Consider the following 19,139-nt stretch of genomic DNA (forward strand, 5'->3'; position numbering starts at 1 on the left):
TGCGGTTTCGGCTGAGTTCCTCGGCGTAGGCCCGGCTCACGCGCAGCCGCGGGATGTTCGAGTCGTTCAGGTAGACCACGTACTCGCCTTCGACCTTCTCCACCACCAGGTCGGGCGTGACGTATCGCGCGTCGTCGCCGAAGGTCGACAGGCCGGGCCGCGGATCGAGGTGACCGATCTCGGCCGCGATCTCCTGGACCTCTCTGGGGCTCACATGCAGTTCCTTGGCGATCTCGGCGAACTTGCGGTTCTTCAGCGCATCGAAGTGGTCCCGCACGACGGCGGCGGCGAGACCGTCGTCCCGTCCCTGGGCCCGCAGCTGCAGCAGAAGGGCCTCCTGCAGGTTCCGTGCTCCGATGCCGGGAGGGTCGAAGTCCTGGATCACGGCCAGGACGCGCTCGACGGTCTCGACTCCGGTCTCGAACACGCGCGCGACCTCGTCGAGGTCCACGCTCAGGAAGCCGTCACTGTTCAGACTGCCGACCAGGTACTCGCCGATCTCAAGTTCCAGATCGGTGTCGACGCTGAGTTTGAGTTGGTTGATCAGCTTCTCGGTCCCGCTCTCCGGCGCGACCGCGACACGCTCGAAGCGCTCGTCGAGTTCTTCCTGCTCGGGCTCCCAGCCGATGCTCTTGAAGCCGTCGTCGAGGTAATCTTCGATGTCGAAGTCGGTCTCGGCCTCTTCGTCCTCGGCCGTGGGCTCCTCCTGTTCCTCGGCCTCGTCGGTGGTCTCCTCGTCGTCGCCGAGGTCGGCCTCCTCCAGCATGGGGTTCTGCATCATCTCCTGCTTCAGGATCTGCTCGAGTTCGAGCGTGGGAACCTGGAGGAGCTTGAGAGCCTGCTGGAGCTTGGGCGTCATCACGAGACGCTGCCCGAGCTTCATGGAGGGGGTCATCTTCATGTCCATGGAATCAGCCCTCTCGGCCGGGATCAGGCACGTTCGAGACGGAAGCTCTCACCCAGGTAGATGCGCCGGGCGTCCTCGTCGGCGACGATCTCCTCGGGTGTCCCCGACACCGCGATCCTGCCCTCGTGCAGGATGTACGCGCGGTCGGTGATGCTCAACGTCTCGTGGACGTTGTGATCGGTGATCAGTACGCCGAGGCCCCGGTCCTTCAGGCCCCCGACGATGGTCTGGATGTCCTGGACGGCGATCGGATCGATGCCCGCGAAGGGTTCGTCGAGGAGGATGAAGGCCGGCTCGGTCGCGAGTGCACGCGCGATCTCGACGCGCCGGCGTTCCCCACCCGACAACTGGAACCCGCGGCTCTTGCGGATGTGGCTCACGCCGAGCTCTTCGAGCAACTGGTCGCAACGATCCTCGCGCTCGCTCTTCGACATGGTCATGGTCTCGAGAATGGCTCGCACGTTGTCCTCGACGGTCATTCGGCGGAAGATCGACGCTTCCTGCGGGAGATACCCGATCCCACGGCGAGCCCGCTTGTACATCGGCAACCGGCTGATGTCCTCGTCGTCGAGGTACACACGTCCGGCGGCCGGTTTGATGAAGCCCACGATCATGTAGAAGGTCGTGGTCTTGCCCGCGCCGTTCGGCCCCAGGAGACCGACCACCTCTCCCGTTTCGACCTGCAGACGAACACCGTCCACGACCCGCCGGGAGCGGTACACCTTCGCGAGCGCATCACAGGACAGCGACTTCCGTGCCATGGACCTTCTTACCGCCCTTCCGGGTCCGAAGTGCCCGTTTCGTCCCTCGCGACACCCTTCACGTCGCGCTGGATCTGCACGTTGGTCAGGTCCGGGTCGGTCTCGAGACCGTAGCCGGTCAACACCTGGTCACCCTCGGTGAATCGGACGAAGGCCTCGGTGTGGATCAGCTCGCGCTCGGGGTCCCAGTGCAGCACCTCGCTCTCGAGCCGGCGGCCGTCATCGGTCACCACCACCACGTTGCCGCGCGCGACCGTGGCCTCGGTCTCCTGGTCGACCTCACCGCGGTCCGACGTCAGCACCGCGTCGGTCTCGCCGTCCCGATAGAAGACCATGCGGACGCCGGTGAGATACATGGTGTCCTCGCCCTCGTACTGCTCGGCCACGTTGCCGAACAGCTCCCACTCCGGGACCGCGTCGCGCGAATGGCGCGTGGAGTAGTCGTAGGTGCGCTGCGTCGGGAGCTGGTCGACGCCCGGCGGGGTCGGCTCGGGCTCCTCGCCACACCCGACGGTCAGCAGCGCCAGCAGCACCACGGCGGCCAACGCCCTCACTCCTGTTCGCGTGCGTGGATCCACGTCCACCCCTCCGGATCCTGACGGACGAGTTCTTCGAGGGCCGCGTTGCAACGACGAGCGTCGGTCGTGGCGTCGCCCGCGGGCCGGAAGCCCTCTCCCACGAGCAGGTGGTGCCGCCGACCGCGGCGCGCGACTCCCACCGGGAGGATCGTGGCCCCGGCGCCGTGCGCCAGGCGTCCCGGTCCCGTCGTGGTCGGCACCCGCCCGTGGAACCATGGTGCGAGTACGTGGGCCCCGCGCGGCCGGTGGTCGGCCAGGACGGCAAGGGTGCCACCCCGACGCAGCCAGCGGGCGGCGGAGCCCAGATCGCGATCGCGATCGAACACCGTGACCCCGCGCGCGGCCCTCTCGGCGCGCAGCCACGCATCGACCCGATCGTTGTGCGGATTCGCGGTCAACGCCCCGAAGGGTGCCATGCGCGCCGACAGTGCCGGTCCGACGAGCTCCCAGGCCCCGAGGTGGGCCATCAGCAACAGCACGGGTCCGCGTGCCCGTGCGTCGTCGAGGCAACGGGCGCTGCGCGCGTCGATCTCCGGCGGAGCATCCGCCCGGACCATGTCGACCAGATCACGGGCGAGCCGCGTCCAGGAGGCGTCGGCCACGCGATCGGCGACGGAGACGGAGAGATCGGGAAAGGCCGCGCGGACCTGTCGCCGGGCCACGGAGCGCTCCCGGGTCCGGGTCGCCCGGGCGAGGCGGGCCAGGCCGACCAGCGTCGCCTCGGCCAGCGGGCGCGGAGCGCGGCGCACGCCTCCGACCAGACTCCGCACGACCCCGTGGAACACGAGCCGCCGTGCCCGCCGGAACCGCGAGATCGAGGTCCCCCGAGGGCTCGCCAGGGCGCCCTCCGCAGCGCCGGCCGGGTGTCGCAGGATGGTCATGTGTGGAGTGATACGATGCGGAGGACGCGCTGTCAAGCAAGGATGGTGCCAAATTCCGTGAAGTGCCCCGGCGTGCCTCAGGACGGCCGGACTCCGGCCCTCAGGACGTCGTGGATGTGGAGCACTCCGACCGGCCGCGTCCCCTCGACCACCACCAGTTGGGTGATCGGACCGGGTTCGTTCGACTCCATCGCGTCGAGGGCGTCCCGGACCAGCACGCCGGACGTGACGGTCCGTGGCGAGCGGGTCATGAAGCTGTCCACGGTCCGGGCCAGGGGGTCGGTGTCGCTCCCGAGCAGACGCCGGACGTCTCCGTCACTCACGAAACCCCGGAGGGCACCCGTGGCATCGACCACACAGGCACACCCCAGCCGCTTGCCGGTGATCACCGGGAGCAGCTCTCGGACACTCGTGCCCACACCGACCAGGGGAAGGTCGTCGCCTTCGTGCATCAGATCGCGCACGGTCAGGGTCAGGCCCCGGCCCAGGGCACCGCGCGGATGCAGCAGCGCGAAGTCCTCGGGACCGAAGCCGCTCTCGTCGAGCACGGCCATGGCCAGCGCGTCGCCCATCGCGACGGCGGCCACCACGCTCGTGGTGGGCGAGAGTCCCAGCGGGCAGGCCTCGCCGTCGATCGGCGTGGGCAGGGCCAGATCCGCCCGCCGCGCCAGCTCGCTGTCGGGTCGACACGTGAGACCGATGCTTCGAACGCCGTGCATCCGTAGCGACGCGACCAGATCGAGGATCTCGACGTTGTCGCCGCTGCGACTGATCGCGAGCAGCAGGTCGTCGGCGGTGGCGATGCCCAGGTCGCCGTGGAGTGCTTCGACGGGGTGCACGAACAACGCAGGGGTTCCGGTGGCCGTGAGCGTCGCCGCGACCTTCCGGGCCACGATTCCGCTCTTGCCGAGTCCGGTGACCAGTACCCGACCACGACAGTCGAGCGTCCACTGCACGGCGGTCACGAAGCGTTCGTCGAGACCCTCGGAGAGGGCGACGAGCGCCTCGCCCTCGCGACGCAGGACCTCGCGGCCGCGGGCCAGCACCCGCTCGCCGCTCATCGCCGGTCCTCCAACTGGAAGCGGGCGGTGATCCCCTCCCAGTCGCCGCGTGCCCGCAGGACGAGTTCGGCGAGTTCGCGTGCCGCACCGCGCCCTCCCGGCTGACCGAGCACGCGGTGCGCGACCCGCTGCACCCGCGGGTCGGCGTCGGCGGGCGCGGCCGCGAACCCCACGCTGCGCAGCATGGGCAGGTCGACGAGGTCGTCGCCCATGGCGGCCATCCGTGCCGGCGCCAACGACCACTCCTCCGCCAATTCCTCGATCGCGCGGCCCTTGTCCATGCGCCGGAACTTGAAGACGGTCACGCCGAGTTCACGCAGGCGCGACTGGATGATCGGACTCGCGCGCCCACTGATCACCGCCATGCGCACATGACAGTCGCGGAGCATGGCCATGCCCAGGCCGTCGCGGGCGTGGAAGACCTTGGTGCTCTCGCCGTCGGAGCCGTAGTGGAGGGTGCCGTCGGTCAGACACCCGTCGACGTCGAAGACGACACCGTCGACGTCGGGCGGCGGAGTCGGTCCGGTCATGACGACGCCGCCTCGGAGTCGCGTGCCTCGGCGACGTCGCGGTGCAGCCGCGCGACCAGGGGCAACCACGACTCGACCGAGCCGAGTGGGAGCTGCGTCGTGGCGTCCGACAGCGCGCGCGCCGGATCGGGGTGCACCTCGAGGAACAGACCATCGACTCCGGCCGCGACCGCGGCCCGCGCCATCATGGGCGCCAGCGAGGGGGTCCCCCCGCTCACTCCACCGGCCCCGCTCGGGCGCTGCAGGGAGTGGGTGACGTCGAAGATCCAGGGCCAACCGAGGTCGCGCGCCACGGCGAAGCCGCGAAAGTCGACCACCAGGTCGTGGTAGCCGAAACTGGTGCCACGCTCGGTCAACAGGATTCGCTCGCCGCCGGCGGCACGAACCTTCTCGGCCACATGGACCAGGTCCTCGGGAGCGAGGAACTGTCCCTTCTTGACGTTGACCACGCATCCACTCGCACCGGCGGCTTCGAGCAGCCGGCTCTGCCGCGAGAGGAACGCCGGTACCTGCAGGACGTCCACTCCGGCCGCGGCGAGGGCCTCGACCTCCTCGGGCAGGTGCACGTCCGTGAGCACCGGGCAACCGACTTCGCGACGGATCCGGCGCAACAACTCGACCCCGGCGTCGATCCCGGGTCCGCGGGGACTGACCCCGCGCGTGCGGTTGTCCTTGAGGAAACTCGACTTGAAGACGTAGCCCAACCCCAGTCGCCCGCAGAGGCCCGCCATGGACCGCGCCACCGCGATCATCTCCTCGGCATCCTCGAGCACGCAGGGGCCCGCGATCACCAGCAGCGGCTCGCCCCGCCCCACGCGGACACCACCCACGTCGAAGCGATGCGCCGCGGCCATTCAGGCCTCCTCGGTCTCGGGCCGGGGGCCGGCACCGGACTCGGCCGCCATCGTCGTCCGCGTACGGTGATGCTTGGCCGCCGCCTCGACCAGACCGTGGAAGAGGGGATGCACCCGCTCCGGACGACTGCGCAGCTCGGGGTGGAACTGCACGCCGACGAAGAAGGGATGCTCGGGGATCTCGACGATCTCGGCCAGCACCCCGTCCGGCGACACCCCGCTGAAGATCATCCCCGCCGCCTCGAGCCGGTCTCGGTAGTTGTTGTTCACCTCGTAGCGATGCCGGTGCCGCTCCTGCACGAGGTCCTTGCCGTACAGCCGGCGCGCCACGGTTCCCTCGCGCAGCTCGCAGGGGTAGGTACCCAGGCGCATGGTCCCACCGAGGTCCTCGATCCCCTCCTGTTCGCTCATCAGTGCGATCACGGGGTCGGGGGTTTCGGACCCGAGCTCCGTGCTGTTCGCCTTGTTCAGCCCCATCACGCCGCGCGCGTACTCGATGACCGCGACCTGCAGTCCGAGGCAGATCCCGAGGAAGGGAACCCCGTTCTCGCGCGCATGACGCACGGCGGCGATCTTGCCCTCGATGCCCCGCTCGCCGAACCCACCCGGGATCAGCACGCCGTCGGCGCGCGACAGATGGACGGCCGGACCGTCGTCGGCCACGGCCTCGGCACTGACCCAGTCGATCTCGACGCGCACGCCATTGGTGACTCCGGCGTGGACGAAGGATTCGATGATGCTCTTGTAGGCGTCCTTCAGACCGGTGTACTTGCCCACGAGCGCGATCCGGACCTCTTCGGTGGCGTTGTAGATCCCGTCGACGATCCGACGCCAGCCCTCGAGATCGATGTCGGGCAGGGGCAGGTCGAGCTTCCGGCAGACGATCTCGTCGAGATGCTGGGCCTGCAGCCGCAGGGGCACCTCGTAGATGCTCTCGACGTCGAGGGCGTCGATCACGCACTCCTCGTCGACGTTGCAGAACAGCGCGATCTTGCGCCGCACGTCGGACGGCAGCCCCGTCTTGCAGCGAGCGACCAGCACGTCGGGCTGGATCCCGATCCCGCGCATCTCCCGCACGGAGTGCTGCGTCGGCTTGGTCTTCAACTCGCCGGCGGTCTCGATCCACGGCACCAGCGTGAGATGGATGAACAGGCTGCGACCGCTCCCGAGGTCGAGACGCATCTGTCGGATCGCCTCGACGAAGGGCAGCGACTCGATGTCGCCCACGGTCCCGCCGATCTCGGTGATCACGACGTCGACCGGCGCGTCCTCCGGTGCCTTGATCGCCGGCAGCTTGATGCGGTGCTTGATCTCGTCGGTCACGTGCGGGATGACCTGCACCGTTCGGCCCAGGTACTCACCCTTGCGCTCGCGGCTGAGGATCGTGTCGTAGATCTGCCCCGTGGTGACGTTGTGGAGCTGGCTGAGGTTCTGGTCGAGGAAGCGCTCGTAGTGGCCCAGATCGAGGTCGGTCTCGGCGCCGTCCTCGGTCACGAACACCTCGCCGTGCTGGAAGGGGTTCATGGTCCCCGGGTCGACGTTCAGGTACGGGTCGAACTTCTGCAGGATCACGCTCAGGCCGCGTGCCTTGAGCAGCTTGCCCAGCGACGCGGTGGCGATGCCCTTGCCGAGGCTCGACACGACGCCTCCGGTGACGAAGACGTACCTGGTGTTCGACCCCGCCTTGCGCGGGGCTTCGATTCCGTCGGCAGCGCTCACGGGGGCCTCCCGGTTCGGGTCGGCGGGATCCTACAACGCGCCCCCGCGCGGCGCCAGGACCCGCTCGCAGCGGGCCAGATCCTCGGGCGTATCGATGCCCCTGGGGTGCGACGGGACGGTACCCACGGCGAAGCGAGCCCCTGCCTCGAGCAGGCGGAGCTGCTCGAGGCCCTCCTGCTGCTCGAGGCGTGTCGGGGCGAGGGTCAGGAACCGGTCGAGCGCGGTCCGGCGATAGGCGTAGAGGCCTACGTGCCGGAGCGAAGGGACCCGCCGGTGGGCGGTGGGATGCACGGCCGGGACGTCGGCCCGCGAGAAGTACAGGGCGCGCCCGGCGTCGGTGATGACGACCTTGACCGAGTTCGGATCGTCCCGTTCGTCATCCTCCAGCGGGCAGGCCAGGGTCCCCACGTCCGCCTCGGGATCGTCGAGCAACGTGGCGATCAGGGTGTCGATGGCCTCGGGCGGAACCAGGGGCTCGTCGCCCTGGACGTTCACGACGACGGCCGCGTCACGACCCCGCACCGCCTCACCGATGCGATCGGTCCCGCTCGCGTGCTCCGAAGAGGTCAGGACGGCCTCCACCCCCAGGACCGCCGCGGCCTCCGCCACCCGTGGTTCGTCGGTCGCGACCAGCACCGCGTCGACCCGTCGCGCTGCGCTGACGGCGTCGAGCACCCAGGCGAGGACCGGGCGGCCGGCCAGGGGTACCAGGACCTTGCCGGGGAAGCGCGAGCTCTCCCATCGGGCGGGAACCACGGCCAGGACGGGCCCGGGGACGGACTCGGGAGATCCGTTCATCGCCGACGACCTCGATCTGGGAACCTACGAGAACGCCCACCGGAGAGGTGGGCGTTCGGAATCCGGACTCACTCCCCGGCCACGTCGGCCGGGATCACGTGGACGCGGCGCCGCTCCCGCCCCCATCGCTCGAAGCGGACCTCACCGTCCGCCTTGGCGAAGAGCGTGTCGTCGCCGCCGATCCCCACGTTGCGTCCCGGGTAGATCCGGGTACCGCGCTGCCGCACCAGAATACTGCCGGCGGGGACCTGCTGACCACCGAAGGCCTTCACTCCCAACATCTTCGGATTGCTGTCGCGTCCGTTCCGACTCGAACCCACACCCTTCTTGTGTGCCATGACCGTCCCCCTTTCGGCGTTCGGACCGGTCGCCCCGGTCCATCGTCTTCGTGTCCACACGGGCCTCGTGCCCGCGCGCCGATCCGTGCGTCGTCCGTGGACTCAGCCCTCGATCGACGTGATCTTCAGATCGGTGTACCCCTGCCGGTGGCCCTTCGTGCGCCGGTAGTTCTTGCGGCGCTTGAACTTGAACACCACCAGCTTCTTGTCGCGGACGTGCTCCACCACCGTCGCGCGCACCCGGGCGCCCTCGACGGTCGGCGTGCCGACCTTGACCTCGTCGCCGCCGAGCATCAGCACGTCGTCGATCTCGACGTCCGCACCGACCTCGTCGTGCAGCCGCGGAACCCGAACCACGTCGTTCTCGCGTACGCGAATCTGCTTGTCCTGGATGCGCACCACGGCGCTGCGCTCGGCCATGACCAAGGGGCCTCCCACCTGACATTCGTTTTCGGCACAGGCCGGTGAATGTAGCAACGGGGGCCGGGTCCGTCAAGGCCGCGCATCCCACGAAGATACGCGACCGGGCCGGCGATTGACCCGAGCCGGAAGTCTGCTTTGATTGCCGCCCGTCCCCGGCCCGGCCGCCGGGAGGACCTCCTGTCTCGACACCGGTCGCAGTCTCCACGCCGCGCCGAGCGCGGCCCATCCCGGAGAGGAAACCACCCATGAGTGACGTCCGCAAAGCCGCGGTGATCGGATCCGGGCCCGCAGGGCTCACCGCCGCCCTCTACCTGGCCCGCGCGAACCTCGAGCCCCTGGTCCTCGAAGGCCAGCAGCCGGGTGGGCAGCTGACCATCACCACCGACGTGGAGAACTACCCGGGCTTTCCCGACGGCATCCAGGGCCCCGAGATGATGGACCTCTTCCGTCGCCAGGCCCAGCGCTTCGGCGCCGAGAGCCAGTTCCGGACCGTGACCGAGGTGGACTTCGACGAGCGCCCGTTCACGATGACCCTCGACAACGGCGACACCGTGAAGGCCCACTCGGTGATCATCTCGACCGGCAGCACCGCCAAGTGGCTGGGGCTACCCGGCGAGGAGAAGCTACAGGGTCGGGGCGTCAGCGCCTGCGCCACCTGTGACGGCTTCTTCTTCAAGGGCGAGAAGGTCGCCGTGGTCGGTGGCGGCGACACCGCCATGGAGGAAGCGCTGTTCCTGACCAAGTTCGCCGAGCAGGTCACGGTGATCCACCGTCGAGACGAGCTACGCGCGAGCAAGATCATGCAGGAGCGCGCCTTCAAGAACCCGAAGATCGACTGGGAATGGAACACCGTCGTCGTCGACGTGCTCGGCGAGGAGAAGGTCACCGGGGTACGCCTTCGCAACATCGAGTCCGGCGAGGAACGCGAGCGGATGGTCGGCGGCTACTTCGCGGCGATCGGCCACAAGCCGAACACCGAACTATTCGTCGGGAAGCTCGACATGGACGAGAGCGGCTATCTGGTCACCCACGACGACGTGTTGACGAAGTTCGAGGGCGTGTACGCCTGCGGCGACGTCCAGGACAAGATCTATCGGCAGGCGGTATCGGCCGCAGGATCGGGCTGCATGGCGGCGATCCGCGCCGAGCGCTGGCTCGCGGAACGGGGCATCGAGTAGAGCGTTTCGGGGCGGGGTGGCGGTCGTGTCCGCCATCCCGCTCGCGCCTCAGCCGAAACGCCGCGCGATCAGGTTCAGGAATTCCGCCCGCGTGGAGGCGTTGTCGCGGAACTCCCCCACCATCTCGCTGGTCACCGTCAACGAGTTCTGCTTCTCGACCCCACGCATCATCATGCACAGGTGCTGGGCCTCGATCACAACCGCCACACCCTTCGGGTTGAGGTGATCCTGCAGGCACTGTGCGATCTGCGTGGTGAGGTTCTCCTGCACCTGCAGGCGCCGCCCGAACACGTCGACCACACGCGCCAGCTTGCTCAACCCCACGATCTTTCCGTCGGGCAGGTAGGCCACGTGCGCTCGTCCGAAGAAGGGCAGCATGTGGTGCTCGCACAGGCTGTAGAAGTCGATGTCGCGCACCAGCACCATTTCGCGGTTGTCGCTGTCGAAGACGGCGTCGCCGATCTCGGCCTCGACGTCGCGGTGGTAGCCCTGGGTGAGGAACTTCATCGAGGCGGCGACCCGCTCGGGGGTCTTCCGCAGACCCTGACGCTCGGGGTTCTCGCCCAGCTGCTCGAGCATGGTGCGGATCGCGGACTGCAGGGGATCCATGGTCAACTCAACGGGACGGAGGGAGCGAGACCGCGTCGAACACGTTGCGCGCGGTTTCGTGGACACGGACGCGTACCAGACGCGCCGGTCCGGTGAAGGCGTCCTCGAGCCATTGGTGGTAGACGACGGCGAGGTTCTCGCCCGTGGTCACGACGTCGGGGATCACGTCGTTCAGATCGCGATGATCACAGCGGTCGACCACGCGCTCCTCGACGATCCGATCCATCCGCTCGCGCTCGATCACCAGTCCCGTGACGGGGTCCGGCACACCCGCGACGGTCACGTCGATCTCGTAGTTGTGACCGTGCCCACCCTCGCGCGAGCACTTCCCGTAGATCTCCCAGTTCTGTTCCGGCGTGTAGCCGGACACCACCAGGCGATGGGCTGCCTCGAAGCGGTAGCGGCGCGTGAGACGCACGGTCCTCACGACCCGCTCTCCTCGAGGTCGACCTCGGCGTAGAGGTCGTTCCCCTCCCACACCCGCACGCCGGCGAGGCGGATCCCGAAGTGCTCCAGGGGCTCGGTGATCAGGTCGACCACGTACAGGGCGATGTTCTCGCAGGTGGGGACCACCGAGGCGAAGTGCTCGACGTCGTAGTTCAGGAAACCGTGATCGAGGGGTTCGACCACGTGCTCCTTCAGGACGGCGTCGAGATCGGCCAGGTTCATGACCATGCCGGTGACGGGATCGACCGGCCCCACCACGCCGACGTCGACCCGGTAGTCGTGGCCGTGACCGTGGGGACGGTTGCACTTGCCGAACACACGACGGTTCTCCTCGTCGCTCAGGCGGTCGCTGTGGTAGCGATGCGCGGCACTGAAGCGGACGGTACGCGTGATGCGCACGGTGTCGGACATGGGCACGGTTCGCCACCTTTCGATGCGGCTCGCGGGCGGAGACCCGCGGGGTGCCGTGCGCGGTCGGTCGTCGATCGCTCGTCACGATACCCCGGCTCGCGGCCACGCGCCACGCGGCTTCGGCCGTTGCACTTCACCACCCTTCGACGCGCGACGACACCCGGATGCCCGTGGCCGTGAGACGTCCGATCGTTCCCCGGGAGGCTCCGCCGTTCCCGCCCGCTCGGCGCGGAGGCTCGCGGCACGCCCATTGCAGCATCGCGGGACGAACGCCGGGCGATGGCGATCCGGGGCGACGTTCAGGGTAGCTTGTGCGAGTCGTCCCCCCCAGAGAAGGCCAACGCAAGCGTGGGGTCGTCCGGACACGTCGTCGGCCCGGCGTTCGAACCCTCTCCTCAGGCTCCCTCGAGCGTCAGCTTCCCGCGCGCGATGCGATCGATCGTCCGCGGGTAGAGCTCACACTCCGCCTCGAACACGCGATCGGCCAGACTGCGCACGGTGTCGTCGGCGCGCACCGGCACCCTCTGCTGCGCGAGGATCGGACCGTGGTCGAAGATCGGATCCACCCGATGGACGGTGCATCCGGTCTCGGTGTCGCCCGAAGCCAGCACGGACTCGTGGACACGGTCTCCGTAGTAACCGTCTCCTCCGTGGCGTGGCAGGAGCGCGGGATGGATGTTGATCACCGGCACCCCGCGTGACGATTCGAGGTCGAGAAGGGCGAGGTAGCCGGCCAGCACCACGAGTTCCGCCCCGTGCTCGTGCACGAAGCTCCACATGGCGCGGTCCCGGGCCGCGGAGTCGGGGTACGCACTCCTGCGGAACACCGCTGTGGGAATACCGGCCGCCTCGGCGATCTCCAGACCCCGCACCCGGCCCCGGTTGCTCGCCACCGCGACGACCCGCGCGAGCACGTGTCCCGCGTCGATCTGTTGCAGCAGGTTCTCGAGGGTGCGGCCCGCACCGCTGAGCAGGACGGCGACTGCCAAGGGCTGCGCGTTCGGGTTCATCGGTCCAACTCCATGCGCCAGGCACCGCGGCCTTCGATCCGCACCGTGATCTCACGGCGCCCCGGCCGCGACCATACGACATCGACCCCGGGGGCCGCGACGAGCGATGCGTCGACGGCGAACCAGGTCCGGCCGGCGTCCTCGCTCAGGAACACCCAGTCCGGGGCATCGGCCCGACCCCGCGCCACGGCGACCACCGTCGCCGCCTCGTCCGGGTGCACGGCCAGATCCCGCACGTCGCGATTCGACAGACCCAGCGATCGTTCCGTCCACGCGCCGTCGTCGGTCTCCCGCCCGAACACCCCCCATCCGGTCGCCGCCAGGAGCACTCCGCCCTCTGCTGCCTCGATCGCGCGAACGTCCACCTGACGGTCGGGTGCCACCACGCAGCAGGTGTCCATGGGCGCGCCGTCGAGATCCGGAAGCCCCGTGTTGGTCCCGCGCCAGACGGGGGCGCCGGCCCCGGTCTCGTCGAGGCGCCAGGCACCGCCGCGGAAGCCGGCCATCCACGTCGTGCCGTCGGTGTCGAGTGCGAAGTCCCGGACCTGGGTGACGTAGGGCAGCCCGGACTCGGAGGTCCCGAAGGGGGTGCTGCGCGGAGTGCCCAGACCCTCGTGGACGCGCTGCCAGCGGCCGCCCACCGGATCCCACCGGTACGGTCCCTCGCCGTTGTCCCCCCCGCTCCAGAGCGTTCCGTCGGCGACGACCTCCAGGGTGATCAGACCGAAGCGGTCGCCCAGGAAGACCTCGTAGGGGACGAAGCCCGTGTTGCGTCCCACCCAGGCCTGGGCGGACTCGGCGTTCTGGTAGCAGCCGAAGCTGGCCTGCAGCAGCACGGTGGGATCGCGCGGATCGGCGGTCAGCGCCATGACGGTGGAAGTCGACCACGACCCGCGTGACACGAAGGCGTCGGAGTCCTCGGGCGGTCCCACGAGGACCTCACCGTCGGCGCGGCGAGCCACGGCCAGCCGGGGTGGATCGTCATCGATGCGCGCCACGGCGCTCAGTGCCCCGCTCGTGCTGCCGAACTCGAAGCGCTCGGTGCCGGTCGCGTCGACCCGCAGCACCGCGGCGCGTTCGTCGACGGTCCATGCGGCCCCGGACCCGAGTGCGACGGCCGGAGCCGCGGCGTCGACGAGCGTTCCCGCGGCCGCGTCGAGCGAGACCGGCCCGCGACCCTGCGCCAGGCGGGATCGTCCCGGCCGGTCGTCGTCGGTGAGCACCACCCACTCGACCCCGCCGGCACCGGTCCGCACGCGGGCCGCGCGGAGGATCCGTCCGTCCCACACCACCTGGCGCTCCGTCCCCCGCCACACCCCGGCGTCGGTCGCGAAGACGGGCGCTTCGGCCGGAGCGGGATCGATGTCCAGCACCGACGTCCCCTCGACGGCCGCCACGCGCCGGGACCCTTCGTCGTCGATCGACCACAGCTCCGCCCCCCCTTCGGGCGTGGCGCCACCGACGAGGACCCGTCCCCCCGTATCCGCGACGATCCGGTCGATCCGTTGCAGGGGCGCGTCGAAGACCACGGGCTGCCAATCGGCGTCTCCAGCCGCGAGAGCGTGGATCTCGATTCCCTGCGCGGCCAGCCACGCACCCCCGGGCCATCGCGGCGACGGAGGCGCGACCGCGATCGCGTCGACCCCGAAGCGTGTGGGATCCGGGCGGGGCAGCGACCGAAAGGTCCGTCCGGCGTCGTCGCTCGCGCCGATGGTGGTGAGGACACCGACCTCGCCGGTGAACAGGATCCTGCGTCCGGCGTCCCCGAGCGAGAGAGCGGACACCCGGCCGGGCGTCTCCCGCTCCTCGTCGGGCAGATAGCCCGCATGGGCAGGAGCCCAGCTCCGGCGGATCGTGTCGAATCGGTGGAGACCAGAGTCGGTGCCGACCCACACCACCCCGTCGACGACCTCGAGGGAGATCCCGCTGCGACCGAAGCGCGGACCGGCCGCGGCCTCGACGGCCACACCCACCCGGCTCCCACCGTCGGGCGGGGCCGGGCCCAGGTCTTCGCTGCAACCGGCCGATACGACCGCCAGCACGAACAGGATCGCCACGGGATGACGCATGCGTGGTCCGGTCGCTCAGCCGCGGCCCGAACCGGCCGAGACGCGTCCGACGACGATCAGGAAGAGGAATCCGAGCACGATCATCGCGAGCAGTGGACGATCGCCGTGTCGGGTGTAGAACGATCCGCCCGGCCGCGGTGTGACGTCGGCGACGATCCGGTCCCTCTCGAACAGGCCGGTCATTCCGACGACCTGCCCGGTGGGCCGGGCGACGAAGCTGACCCCGTTGTTCGCCACCCGTACCAGGGGCACGCGATTCTCGACCGCACGCATCACCGCCATCCAGGCGTGTTGGTGCGGCAGGATGGTGTCGCCGAACCAGCCGTCGTTGGTGATGTTCACCAGGAATCCCGCCCCGTTGCGGACTCCGGCGCGCGCCAATCGCGAGAAGATCGACTCGAAGCAGATCAACGCGGTGAAGCGATGGTCGTCGACCTGGAAGACGGTGTGCTCGGTCCCGGGCGTCCACTCGGCCTGGCCGAAGTCCACGTCGCCCAGCGCCGGGATCAGGTCCTGGAAGGGCATGCGCTCGCCCAGGGGCAACAGATGGACCTTGCGGTAGCGCGCGCGGATCGCCCCCTCGTCGTCGATCATCAGCGAACTGTTGAACGAGTCCAGTTCACCGCTCTCGTCGACGCGCCGCTCCACGTACCCGGTGTAGACGTAGATCTCCGACTCCCGCGCCAGCTGCCGCACGCGTCGGTCGTAGATCGGCCGGCGCGGCAGGTCGAAGGGGATCGCGGTCTCGGCCCACACCGCCAGACGCGCGCCCTCCTCCGCCGCCGCCCGTGTCATCCTCGTGTAGGGAACGAAGGTCGAGTCACGCTTCGCCGGATCCCACTTGTCGAAGAGGTCGACGTCGGCCTGGATCGCGGCGACCCGCAGCGGGTCGCGCCCGACCGCCTCGCGTTCGAGCGACCGCATGGTGAACAGCCCGTAGCCGAGCGTGCCACCGAGCAGCAACGTGAGCGTGGCGGGCGCCCACCAACGGCTGAGCCAGGCCCGCCCGAGGCCCGGGAACTCCCCGCGCAGGCCCATGAGCGTGAGCACCACGAGCACGTTGACCCACGCCACGAAGAGCGACACACCGAGTTCACCCAGGACGCCGGCGATCTGCACCACCGGCAGCAGACGCAGCTGCGTCGAGCCGAGAGTCAGCCACGGGAACCCCATCTCGCCGAGCCCCCGCACCCATTCGGCCATCACCCACACACCCGGGAACCACCAGATGGCCTGGGGCCCGGCCCGGCGCCGGATCCGCTTCAGGACCCAGAACACGGCCAGATCCGGCAGCATCGAGTACAGCACGAGGAGCATCAACAGGAGCGGCATCGCCCACTTGAAGGTGAGCGGCGACGCGTCGCCCAGCATGAGCAACCAGTGCAGCTCGATGCCGTGGTGCGTGAGACCGAACGAGAGCAGCAGCGCGGGCAGGTGGACGTCGCGCCCCGCGTGGATCCTCGACGGCGCGAACAACACCCACAGCACGGGAACCAGGGCCACCAGCGCGAGCGGTCCCAGCCACGAGGGCGGGGACGCGATGCCGAGCGCCGTTCCCGAGATCAGACCCGCGCGGACCTCGTCGCGCGACAGGACTCGGCGGAGGAATGCCAGCATGGCTCTTTCCGGAAGGAGGAGACCGGAACCGTGTCCCGGGGTCCGGAGAACCTAGTCAGCCCGTGTCGCCCTGTCGAGATCGCCTTCGCACGGCGATCAGACCGTGGCGCCGGAGCTTCCGGTAGAGACCCTGCCGGCTCAGGTTCAGTTCCCGAGCGGCGCGACTCTTGTTCCCGTCGGCTGCGCGCAGGGCCCGCAGCAGGAGTTCACGTTCGACGCGGGCCAACGAGGCGGCGAGCGAGTGCTCCTCGGACCCCGTTCCGTCGGCCTCGGCATCGGGTCCGTCGGCCGCCGTGGTGGCCGCGGACGGCGAACGACCGAGCGTCATCCACACGGGCGGCGCCAGGGCCCGACCGAGGGCCTCCATGCCCGCTTCGGCGACCCTCCGTCGGACGGCACCCGGATCGCGGTACCGCCGGCTCCAGGCGACGACGAACACGCTCGGCCAGCGGTCCGAGGGCAGGGGCCATCCCCCGATCCAGGGAACGCCCGGACGCGCCGCCTCGACCGGGCGACCGCCGCGCAGCAGTTCGCCGAGGACGTCGACGGGCATCCCCGCCCCCGGCAGTTCGCGGTGGCCGTCCGGCCCGCACTGGGCCAGCAGTTCGAGGCCCGGTGCCACTCCCGCGGTCGTGGGACGTCGCCGCGCCACGACGGCGTGGTCGGCTCCGAGGGCCTGCCGGATGGCGTCGAGCCGAGCACGGAGTTGTTCGGGTTCGAGAAGAGGAAGTGACGACGACTGGGTGGGGTCGAAATGCATGGCGCGACCGGAGGCGTTCCCGGGCAGGCACCCGAGCACCCGCAAGGACCGCACCATCTCGCAACACGCCGCGTGGAGCCGTCCCGCGACGTCGTCGGTCTCCGGTGTCCGTCCCGGATCCGGGACACGGGACAGTCCGGGGACCTACAACCCGCGATGGCTCCCCTCGAAGCGGACCGCGTCGCCGTCCTCGCGCCGGACCACCCGACCGATCCTCAGCGGCGGGTCGGAAAGCCCCTCGAGTGCACGGGGACCCAGCGCGGGAACGATCGCGACCATGCCGATGCCCAGGTTGAAGACACGCCGCATCTCGTCGGCGCTCACGCCGCCGCGCTCGGCGATCAGGCCGAAGACGGGAGGCACGTCCCAGGCACCGACGTCGATCTCGACGGCACGCCCCTCGGGCAGCACCCGCGGCAGGTTGTCGACGAAGCCGCCACCGGTGAGGTGGCAGAGCGCGGCCACGTCCACCCGCTCGCGCAGCTCCGTCACGGGATGCAGATAGCTGCGATGGACGGCGAGCAGGGCCTCGGCCAGCGTGACGCCCAGCGTGCCGGGGTCCCGATCCAGCGGGAGGGGCTCGTCGCCCTCGAGCAGGGCGCGCCGCGCGAGGCTGTAGCCGTTGGTGTGCAGCCCCGACGAGGGCCAGGCCCACAGCTCCATGCCCTCGGTCACGTGCTCGGGGCCGAGCAGGTCTTCGTCGGTCACGTGACCGACGATCGCGCCGGCCAGGTCGAAGTCGTCGCCGTGGTACAGGCCGGGCATCTCGGCGGTCTCGCCGCCGATGAGGGCGCAGGCGTTCTCGCGGCAGGCGGTGGCCATGCCCTCGACCACATCGGCGAAGACGTCGCCGTCGAGGCGTCCGGCCGCGAAGTAGTCGAGGAAGAACCACGGACGCGCACCCTGCACCAGGATGTCGTTCACGCAGTGGTTCACGAGGTCGGCGCCGACGCCGCGGCAGTCGCGGGCCATCTGGGCGACCTTGAGCTTGGTGCCGACGCCGTCGATCGAGCTGACGAGGTAGCCGCCACCGGGCAGACGGTACAGGCCCCCGAACGACCCCACGTCGCTCGCCACGTCCTCGCCCCAGGTGGAACGGATGGCGTCGCGCACCCGAGCGAGCGCGGTCGAGGCCGCGTCGATGTCGACTCCGCTGTCCTTGTATTCCATGATCGGCGGAGTGTAGGTCCGGACCGGAGGGTCGTCAAACCAACAGCGCCAACGCCACCGCGGTTCAGGCCGCCTCGAAGACCGGGCGCTCGCCGCCCTCCTTCTTCTTCGACTTCGCCGCCGCCTCACGCACGATGCGCTGGATCTGGAGTGCCGTGTCGTCGCTCTGCTCGATCAGGTCGAAGTTCCCCTGCTCGACCAGCGACACGAAGGTGTCGACGACCCGGGAGTCGAACTGCGAACCACGGAAACGCCGCACCTCGGCCACGCACTGTTCCAGGGTGAGCGCCGCGCGGTAGGGGCGGTTCGAGCACATGGCGTCGATGGCGTCGCAGAGGTTCAGGATGTGGCTCCCGAGGCTGATCTCGTCACCCTTCAGACCGTCGGGATAACCCTGGCCGTCGGGACGTTCGTGGTGGTGCCTCACCAGATCCGCGGCGTCCTCGAGGAACTTCATCTTCTCGACGATCTCGCCTCCGATGGCCGGATGGGCGCTCAGGATGTCGAACTCGTCCTTCGACAACCGCGCCGGCTTGCACACGATGTCGTTGGTGATCGCGATCTTTCCGATGTCGTGCAGCAGACCCGCGTACTCGAGTGTCTCGAGTTCACGCGGCGACAGGCCCAGGTGGCGCCCGATCTGCACCGCGTACCTGGCCACACGGTAGCTGTGTCCGTGCGTGTAGGGCTCGTCGGCCTCGAGGGCGGTGGTCAGCGCGGCCACCGTCTCCTTGTGGGCGCTGTTCATCTGCTCGAACAGGCGGTGGGCCTGGTAGATGATCAGCAGCGGAATCACGAAGAGGATCAGCGACCACAGCCCCGCGTAACCGTAGCTGAACACGAGGAAGGCGCTGAGCGGGGCGGCGCCGACGCCCGTGAGGAAGTGCCACCCGAAAACGGTGCGGGCGACTTCGTCGAAACGCTTGGCCTCGCTCAGGGCCATGACCACCGTGGCCAGCAGGTTGTTCACCAGGGCGAAGACCAGGTGGCTGAGCACGGCCGGCACGAGGAAGGCCGG

21 protein-coding genes are annotated in these 19,139 nt (G+C 69.6%); 1 reads left to right on the top strand and 20 read right to left on the bottom strand.

Going from position 1 to position 19,139, the window contains the following annotated elements:
* From VKA86_14420 to rplU, 11 genes are all read right to left on the bottom strand, one after another.
* A partial coding sequence (locus VKA86_14420) for an RNA polymerase sigma-54 factor (GenBank protein ID HKK72407.1) occupies positions 1 to 907 on the bottom strand: 907 nt, incomplete at its 3' end.
* A gap of 23 nt (positions 908 to 930) precedes the next feature.
* Positions 931 to 1,668, bottom strand: coding sequence for an LPS export ABC transporter ATP-binding protein (gene lptB, locus VKA86_14425; GenBank protein HKK72408.1), 738 nt, complete (start codon positions 1,666 to 1,668; stop codon positions 931 to 933).
* An 8-nt stretch (positions 1,669 to 1,676) separates the two neighbouring features.
* The gene (lptC, locus tag VKA86_14430; protein HKK72409.1) at positions 1,677 to 2,204 is read right to left on the bottom strand and encodes an LPS export ABC transporter periplasmic protein LptC; all 528 of its coding nucleotides are present in this window, start codon (positions 2,202 to 2,204) and stop codon (positions 1,677 to 1,679) included.
* 14 nt (positions 2,205 to 2,218) lie between these two features.
* Positions 2,219 to 3,127 carry a lysophospholipid acyltransferase family protein gene (locus tag VKA86_14435; GenBank protein ID HKK72410.1) on the bottom strand — a complete coding sequence of 303 codons (909 nt, stop codon included), beginning with the start codon at positions 3,125 to 3,127 and terminating at the stop codon, positions 2,219 to 2,221.
* A gap of 77 nt (positions 3,128 to 3,204) precedes the next feature.
* Positions 3,205 to 4,188, bottom strand: a complete 984-nt coding sequence (locus VKA86_14440) for a KpsF/GutQ family sugar-phosphate isomerase (protein ID HKK72411.1) — start codon at positions 4,186 to 4,188, stop codon at positions 3,205 to 3,207.
* Positions 4,185 to 4,718 (bottom strand): HAD-IIIA family hydrolase, encoded by a 534-nt coding sequence (locus VKA86_14445; GenBank protein ID HKK72412.1) that lies wholly within the window; start codon positions 4,716 to 4,718, stop codon positions 4,185 to 4,187. The genes VKA86_14440 and VKA86_14445 overlap by 4 nt, the downstream gene beginning before the upstream one ends.
* Positions 4,715 to 5,572 (bottom strand): 3-deoxy-8-phosphooctulonate synthase, encoded by an 858-nt coding sequence (kdsA, locus tag VKA86_14450; protein HKK72413.1) that lies wholly within the window; start codon positions 5,570 to 5,572, stop codon positions 4,715 to 4,717. The genes VKA86_14445 and kdsA overlap by 4 nt, the downstream gene beginning before the upstream one ends.
* Complete coding sequence (locus VKA86_14455) at positions 5,573 to 7,291, bottom strand: CTP synthase (protein HKK72414.1); 1,719 nt, start codon at positions 7,289 to 7,291, stop codon at positions 5,573 to 5,575.
* 30 nt (positions 7,292 to 7,321) lie between these two features.
* A complete protein-coding gene (gene kdsB / locus VKA86_14460) occupies positions 7,322 to 8,089 on the bottom strand; it encodes a 3-deoxy-manno-octulosonate cytidylyltransferase (protein HKK72415.1) in 768 nt (255 codons plus the stop codon).
* Between the two features lie 68 nt (positions 8,090 to 8,157).
* The gene (rpmA, locus tag VKA86_14465) at positions 8,158 to 8,427 is read right to left on the bottom strand and encodes a 50S ribosomal protein L27 (GenBank protein ID HKK72416.1); all 270 of its coding nucleotides are present in this window, start codon (positions 8,425 to 8,427) and stop codon (positions 8,158 to 8,160) included.
* 102 nt (positions 8,428 to 8,529) lie between these two features.
* On the bottom strand, positions 8,530 to 8,847 hold the full coding sequence (rplU, locus tag VKA86_14470; protein HKK72417.1) for a 50S ribosomal protein L21: 318 nt from the start codon (positions 8,845 to 8,847) through the stop codon (positions 8,530 to 8,532).
* A gap of 248 nt (positions 8,848 to 9,095) precedes the next feature.
* Between rplU and trxB the strand changes: the two genes are divergently transcribed.
* Positions 9,096 to 10,028, top strand: coding sequence for a thioredoxin-disulfide reductase (gene trxB, locus VKA86_14475; GenBank protein ID HKK72418.1), 933 nt, complete (start codon positions 9,096 to 9,098; stop codon positions 10,026 to 10,028).
* Between the two features lie 48 nt (positions 10,029 to 10,076).
* Here the strand turns inward: trxB and folE are convergent, their stop codons facing one another.
* The 9 genes from folE to VKA86_14520 form a co-directional block, all read right to left on the bottom strand.
* Entirely contained in the window at positions 10,077 to 10,637 is a 561-nt protein-coding gene (folE, locus tag VKA86_14480) for a GTP cyclohydrolase I FolE (GenBank protein HKK72419.1), read from the bottom strand.
* 7 nt (positions 10,638 to 10,644) lie between these two features.
* Entirely contained in the window at positions 10,645 to 11,064 is a 420-nt protein-coding gene (locus tag VKA86_14485) for a 6-carboxytetrahydropterin synthase (GenBank protein ID HKK72420.1), read from the bottom strand.
* Positions 11,061 to 11,495, bottom strand: coding sequence for a 6-carboxytetrahydropterin synthase (locus VKA86_14490; protein ID HKK72421.1), 435 nt, complete (start codon positions 11,493 to 11,495; stop codon positions 11,061 to 11,063). Before VKA86_14490 ends, VKA86_14485 begins: the two co-directional genes overlap by 4 nt.
* Positions 11,496 to 11,890: 395 nt before the next feature.
* Complete coding sequence (locus VKA86_14495; protein HKK72422.1) at positions 11,891 to 12,505, bottom strand: phosphoribosylglycinamide formyltransferase; 615 nt, start codon at positions 12,503 to 12,505, stop codon at positions 11,891 to 11,893.
* A complete protein-coding gene (locus tag VKA86_14500; protein HKK72423.1) occupies positions 12,502 to 14,574 on the bottom strand; it encodes a hypothetical protein in 2,073 nt (690 codons plus the stop codon). Before VKA86_14500 ends, VKA86_14495 begins: the two co-directional genes overlap by 4 nt.
* Positions 14,575 to 14,589: 15 nt before the next feature.
* Complete coding sequence (lnt, locus tag VKA86_14505) at positions 14,590 to 16,191, bottom strand: apolipoprotein N-acyltransferase (GenBank protein HKK72424.1); 1,602 nt, start codon at positions 16,189 to 16,191, stop codon at positions 14,590 to 14,592.
* Positions 16,192 to 16,246: 55 nt separating this feature from the next.
* The gene (locus VKA86_14510) at positions 16,247 to 16,951 is read right to left on the bottom strand and encodes a helix-turn-helix domain-containing protein (GenBank protein HKK72425.1); all 705 of its coding nucleotides are present in this window, start codon (positions 16,949 to 16,951) and stop codon (positions 16,247 to 16,249) included.
* Between the two features lie 144 nt (positions 16,952 to 17,095).
* Positions 17,096 to 18,121 carry a phosphoribosylformylglycinamidine cyclo-ligase gene (purM, locus tag VKA86_14515; GenBank protein ID HKK72426.1) on the bottom strand — a complete coding sequence of 342 codons (1,026 nt, stop codon included), beginning with the start codon at positions 18,119 to 18,121 and terminating at the stop codon, positions 17,096 to 17,098.
* A 64-nt stretch (positions 18,122 to 18,185) separates the two neighbouring features.
* Positions 18,186 to 19,139, bottom strand: a 954-nt coding sequence (locus VKA86_14520; GenBank protein HKK72427.1) for an HD-GYP domain-containing protein, incomplete at its 5' end; no start/stop codon positions are given.

Source organism: Candidatus Krumholzibacteriia bacterium, assembly GCA_035268685.1.
Lineage (GTDB): Bacteria > Krumholzibacteriota > Krumholzibacteriia > JAJRXK01 > JAJRXK01 > JAJRXK01.

Coding starts and splice junctions, on each gene's coding strand:
- lptB (HKK72408.1), bottom strand. CDS start 1,668: ATGGCACGGAAGTCGCTGTCCTGTGATGCGCTCGCGAAGGTGTACCGC.
- VKA86_14435 (HKK72410.1), bottom strand. CDS start 3,127: ATGACCATCCTGCGACACCCGGCCGGCGCTGCGGAGGGCGCCCTGGCG.
- VKA86_14440 (HKK72411.1), bottom strand. CDS start 4,188: ATGAGCGGCGAGCGGGTGCTGGCCCGCGGCCGCGAGGTCCTGCGTCGC.
- VKA86_14445 (HKK72412.1), bottom strand. CDS start 4,718: ATGACCGGACCGACTCCGCCGCCCGACGTCGACGGTGTCGTCTTCGAC.
- kdsA (HKK72413.1), bottom strand. CDS start 5,572: ATGGCCGCGGCGCATCGCTTCGACGTGGGTGGTGTCCGCGTGGGGCGG.
- kdsB (HKK72415.1), bottom strand. CDS start 8,089: ATGAACGGATCTCCCGAGTCCGTCCCCGGGCCCGTCCTGGCCGTGGTT.
- rpmA (HKK72416.1), bottom strand. CDS start 8,427: ATGGCACACAAGAAGGGTGTGGGTTCGAGTCGGAACGGACGCGACAGC.
- rplU (HKK72417.1), bottom strand. CDS start 8,847: ATGGCCGAGCGCAGCGCCGTGGTGCGCATCCAGGACAAGCAGATTCGC.
- trxB (HKK72418.1), top strand. CDS start 9,096: ATGAGTGACGTCCGCAAAGCCGCGGTGATCGGATCCGGGCCCGCAGGG.
- folE (HKK72419.1), bottom strand. CDS start 10,637: ATGGATCCCCTGCAGTCCGCGATCCGCACCATGCTCGAGCAGCTGGGC.
- VKA86_14490 (HKK72421.1), bottom strand. CDS start 11,495: ATGTCCGACACCGTGCGCATCACGCGTACCGTCCGCTTCAGTGCCGCG.
- VKA86_14495 (HKK72422.1), bottom strand. CDS start 12,505: ATGAACCCGAACGCGCAGCCCTTGGCAGTCGCCGTCCTGCTCAGCGGT.
- VKA86_14500 (HKK72423.1), bottom strand. CDS start 14,574: ATGCGTCATCCCGTGGCGATCCTGTTCGTGCTGGCGGTCGTATCGGCC.
- lnt (HKK72424.1), bottom strand. CDS start 16,191: ATGCTGGCATTCCTCCGCCGAGTCCTGTCGCGCGACGAGGTCCGCGCG.
- VKA86_14510 (HKK72425.1), bottom strand. CDS start 16,951: ATGCATTTCGACCCCACCCAGTCGTCGTCACTTCCTCTTCTCGAACCC.
- purM (HKK72426.1), bottom strand. CDS start 18,121: ATGGAATACAAGGACAGCGGAGTCGACATCGACGCGGCCTCGACCGCG.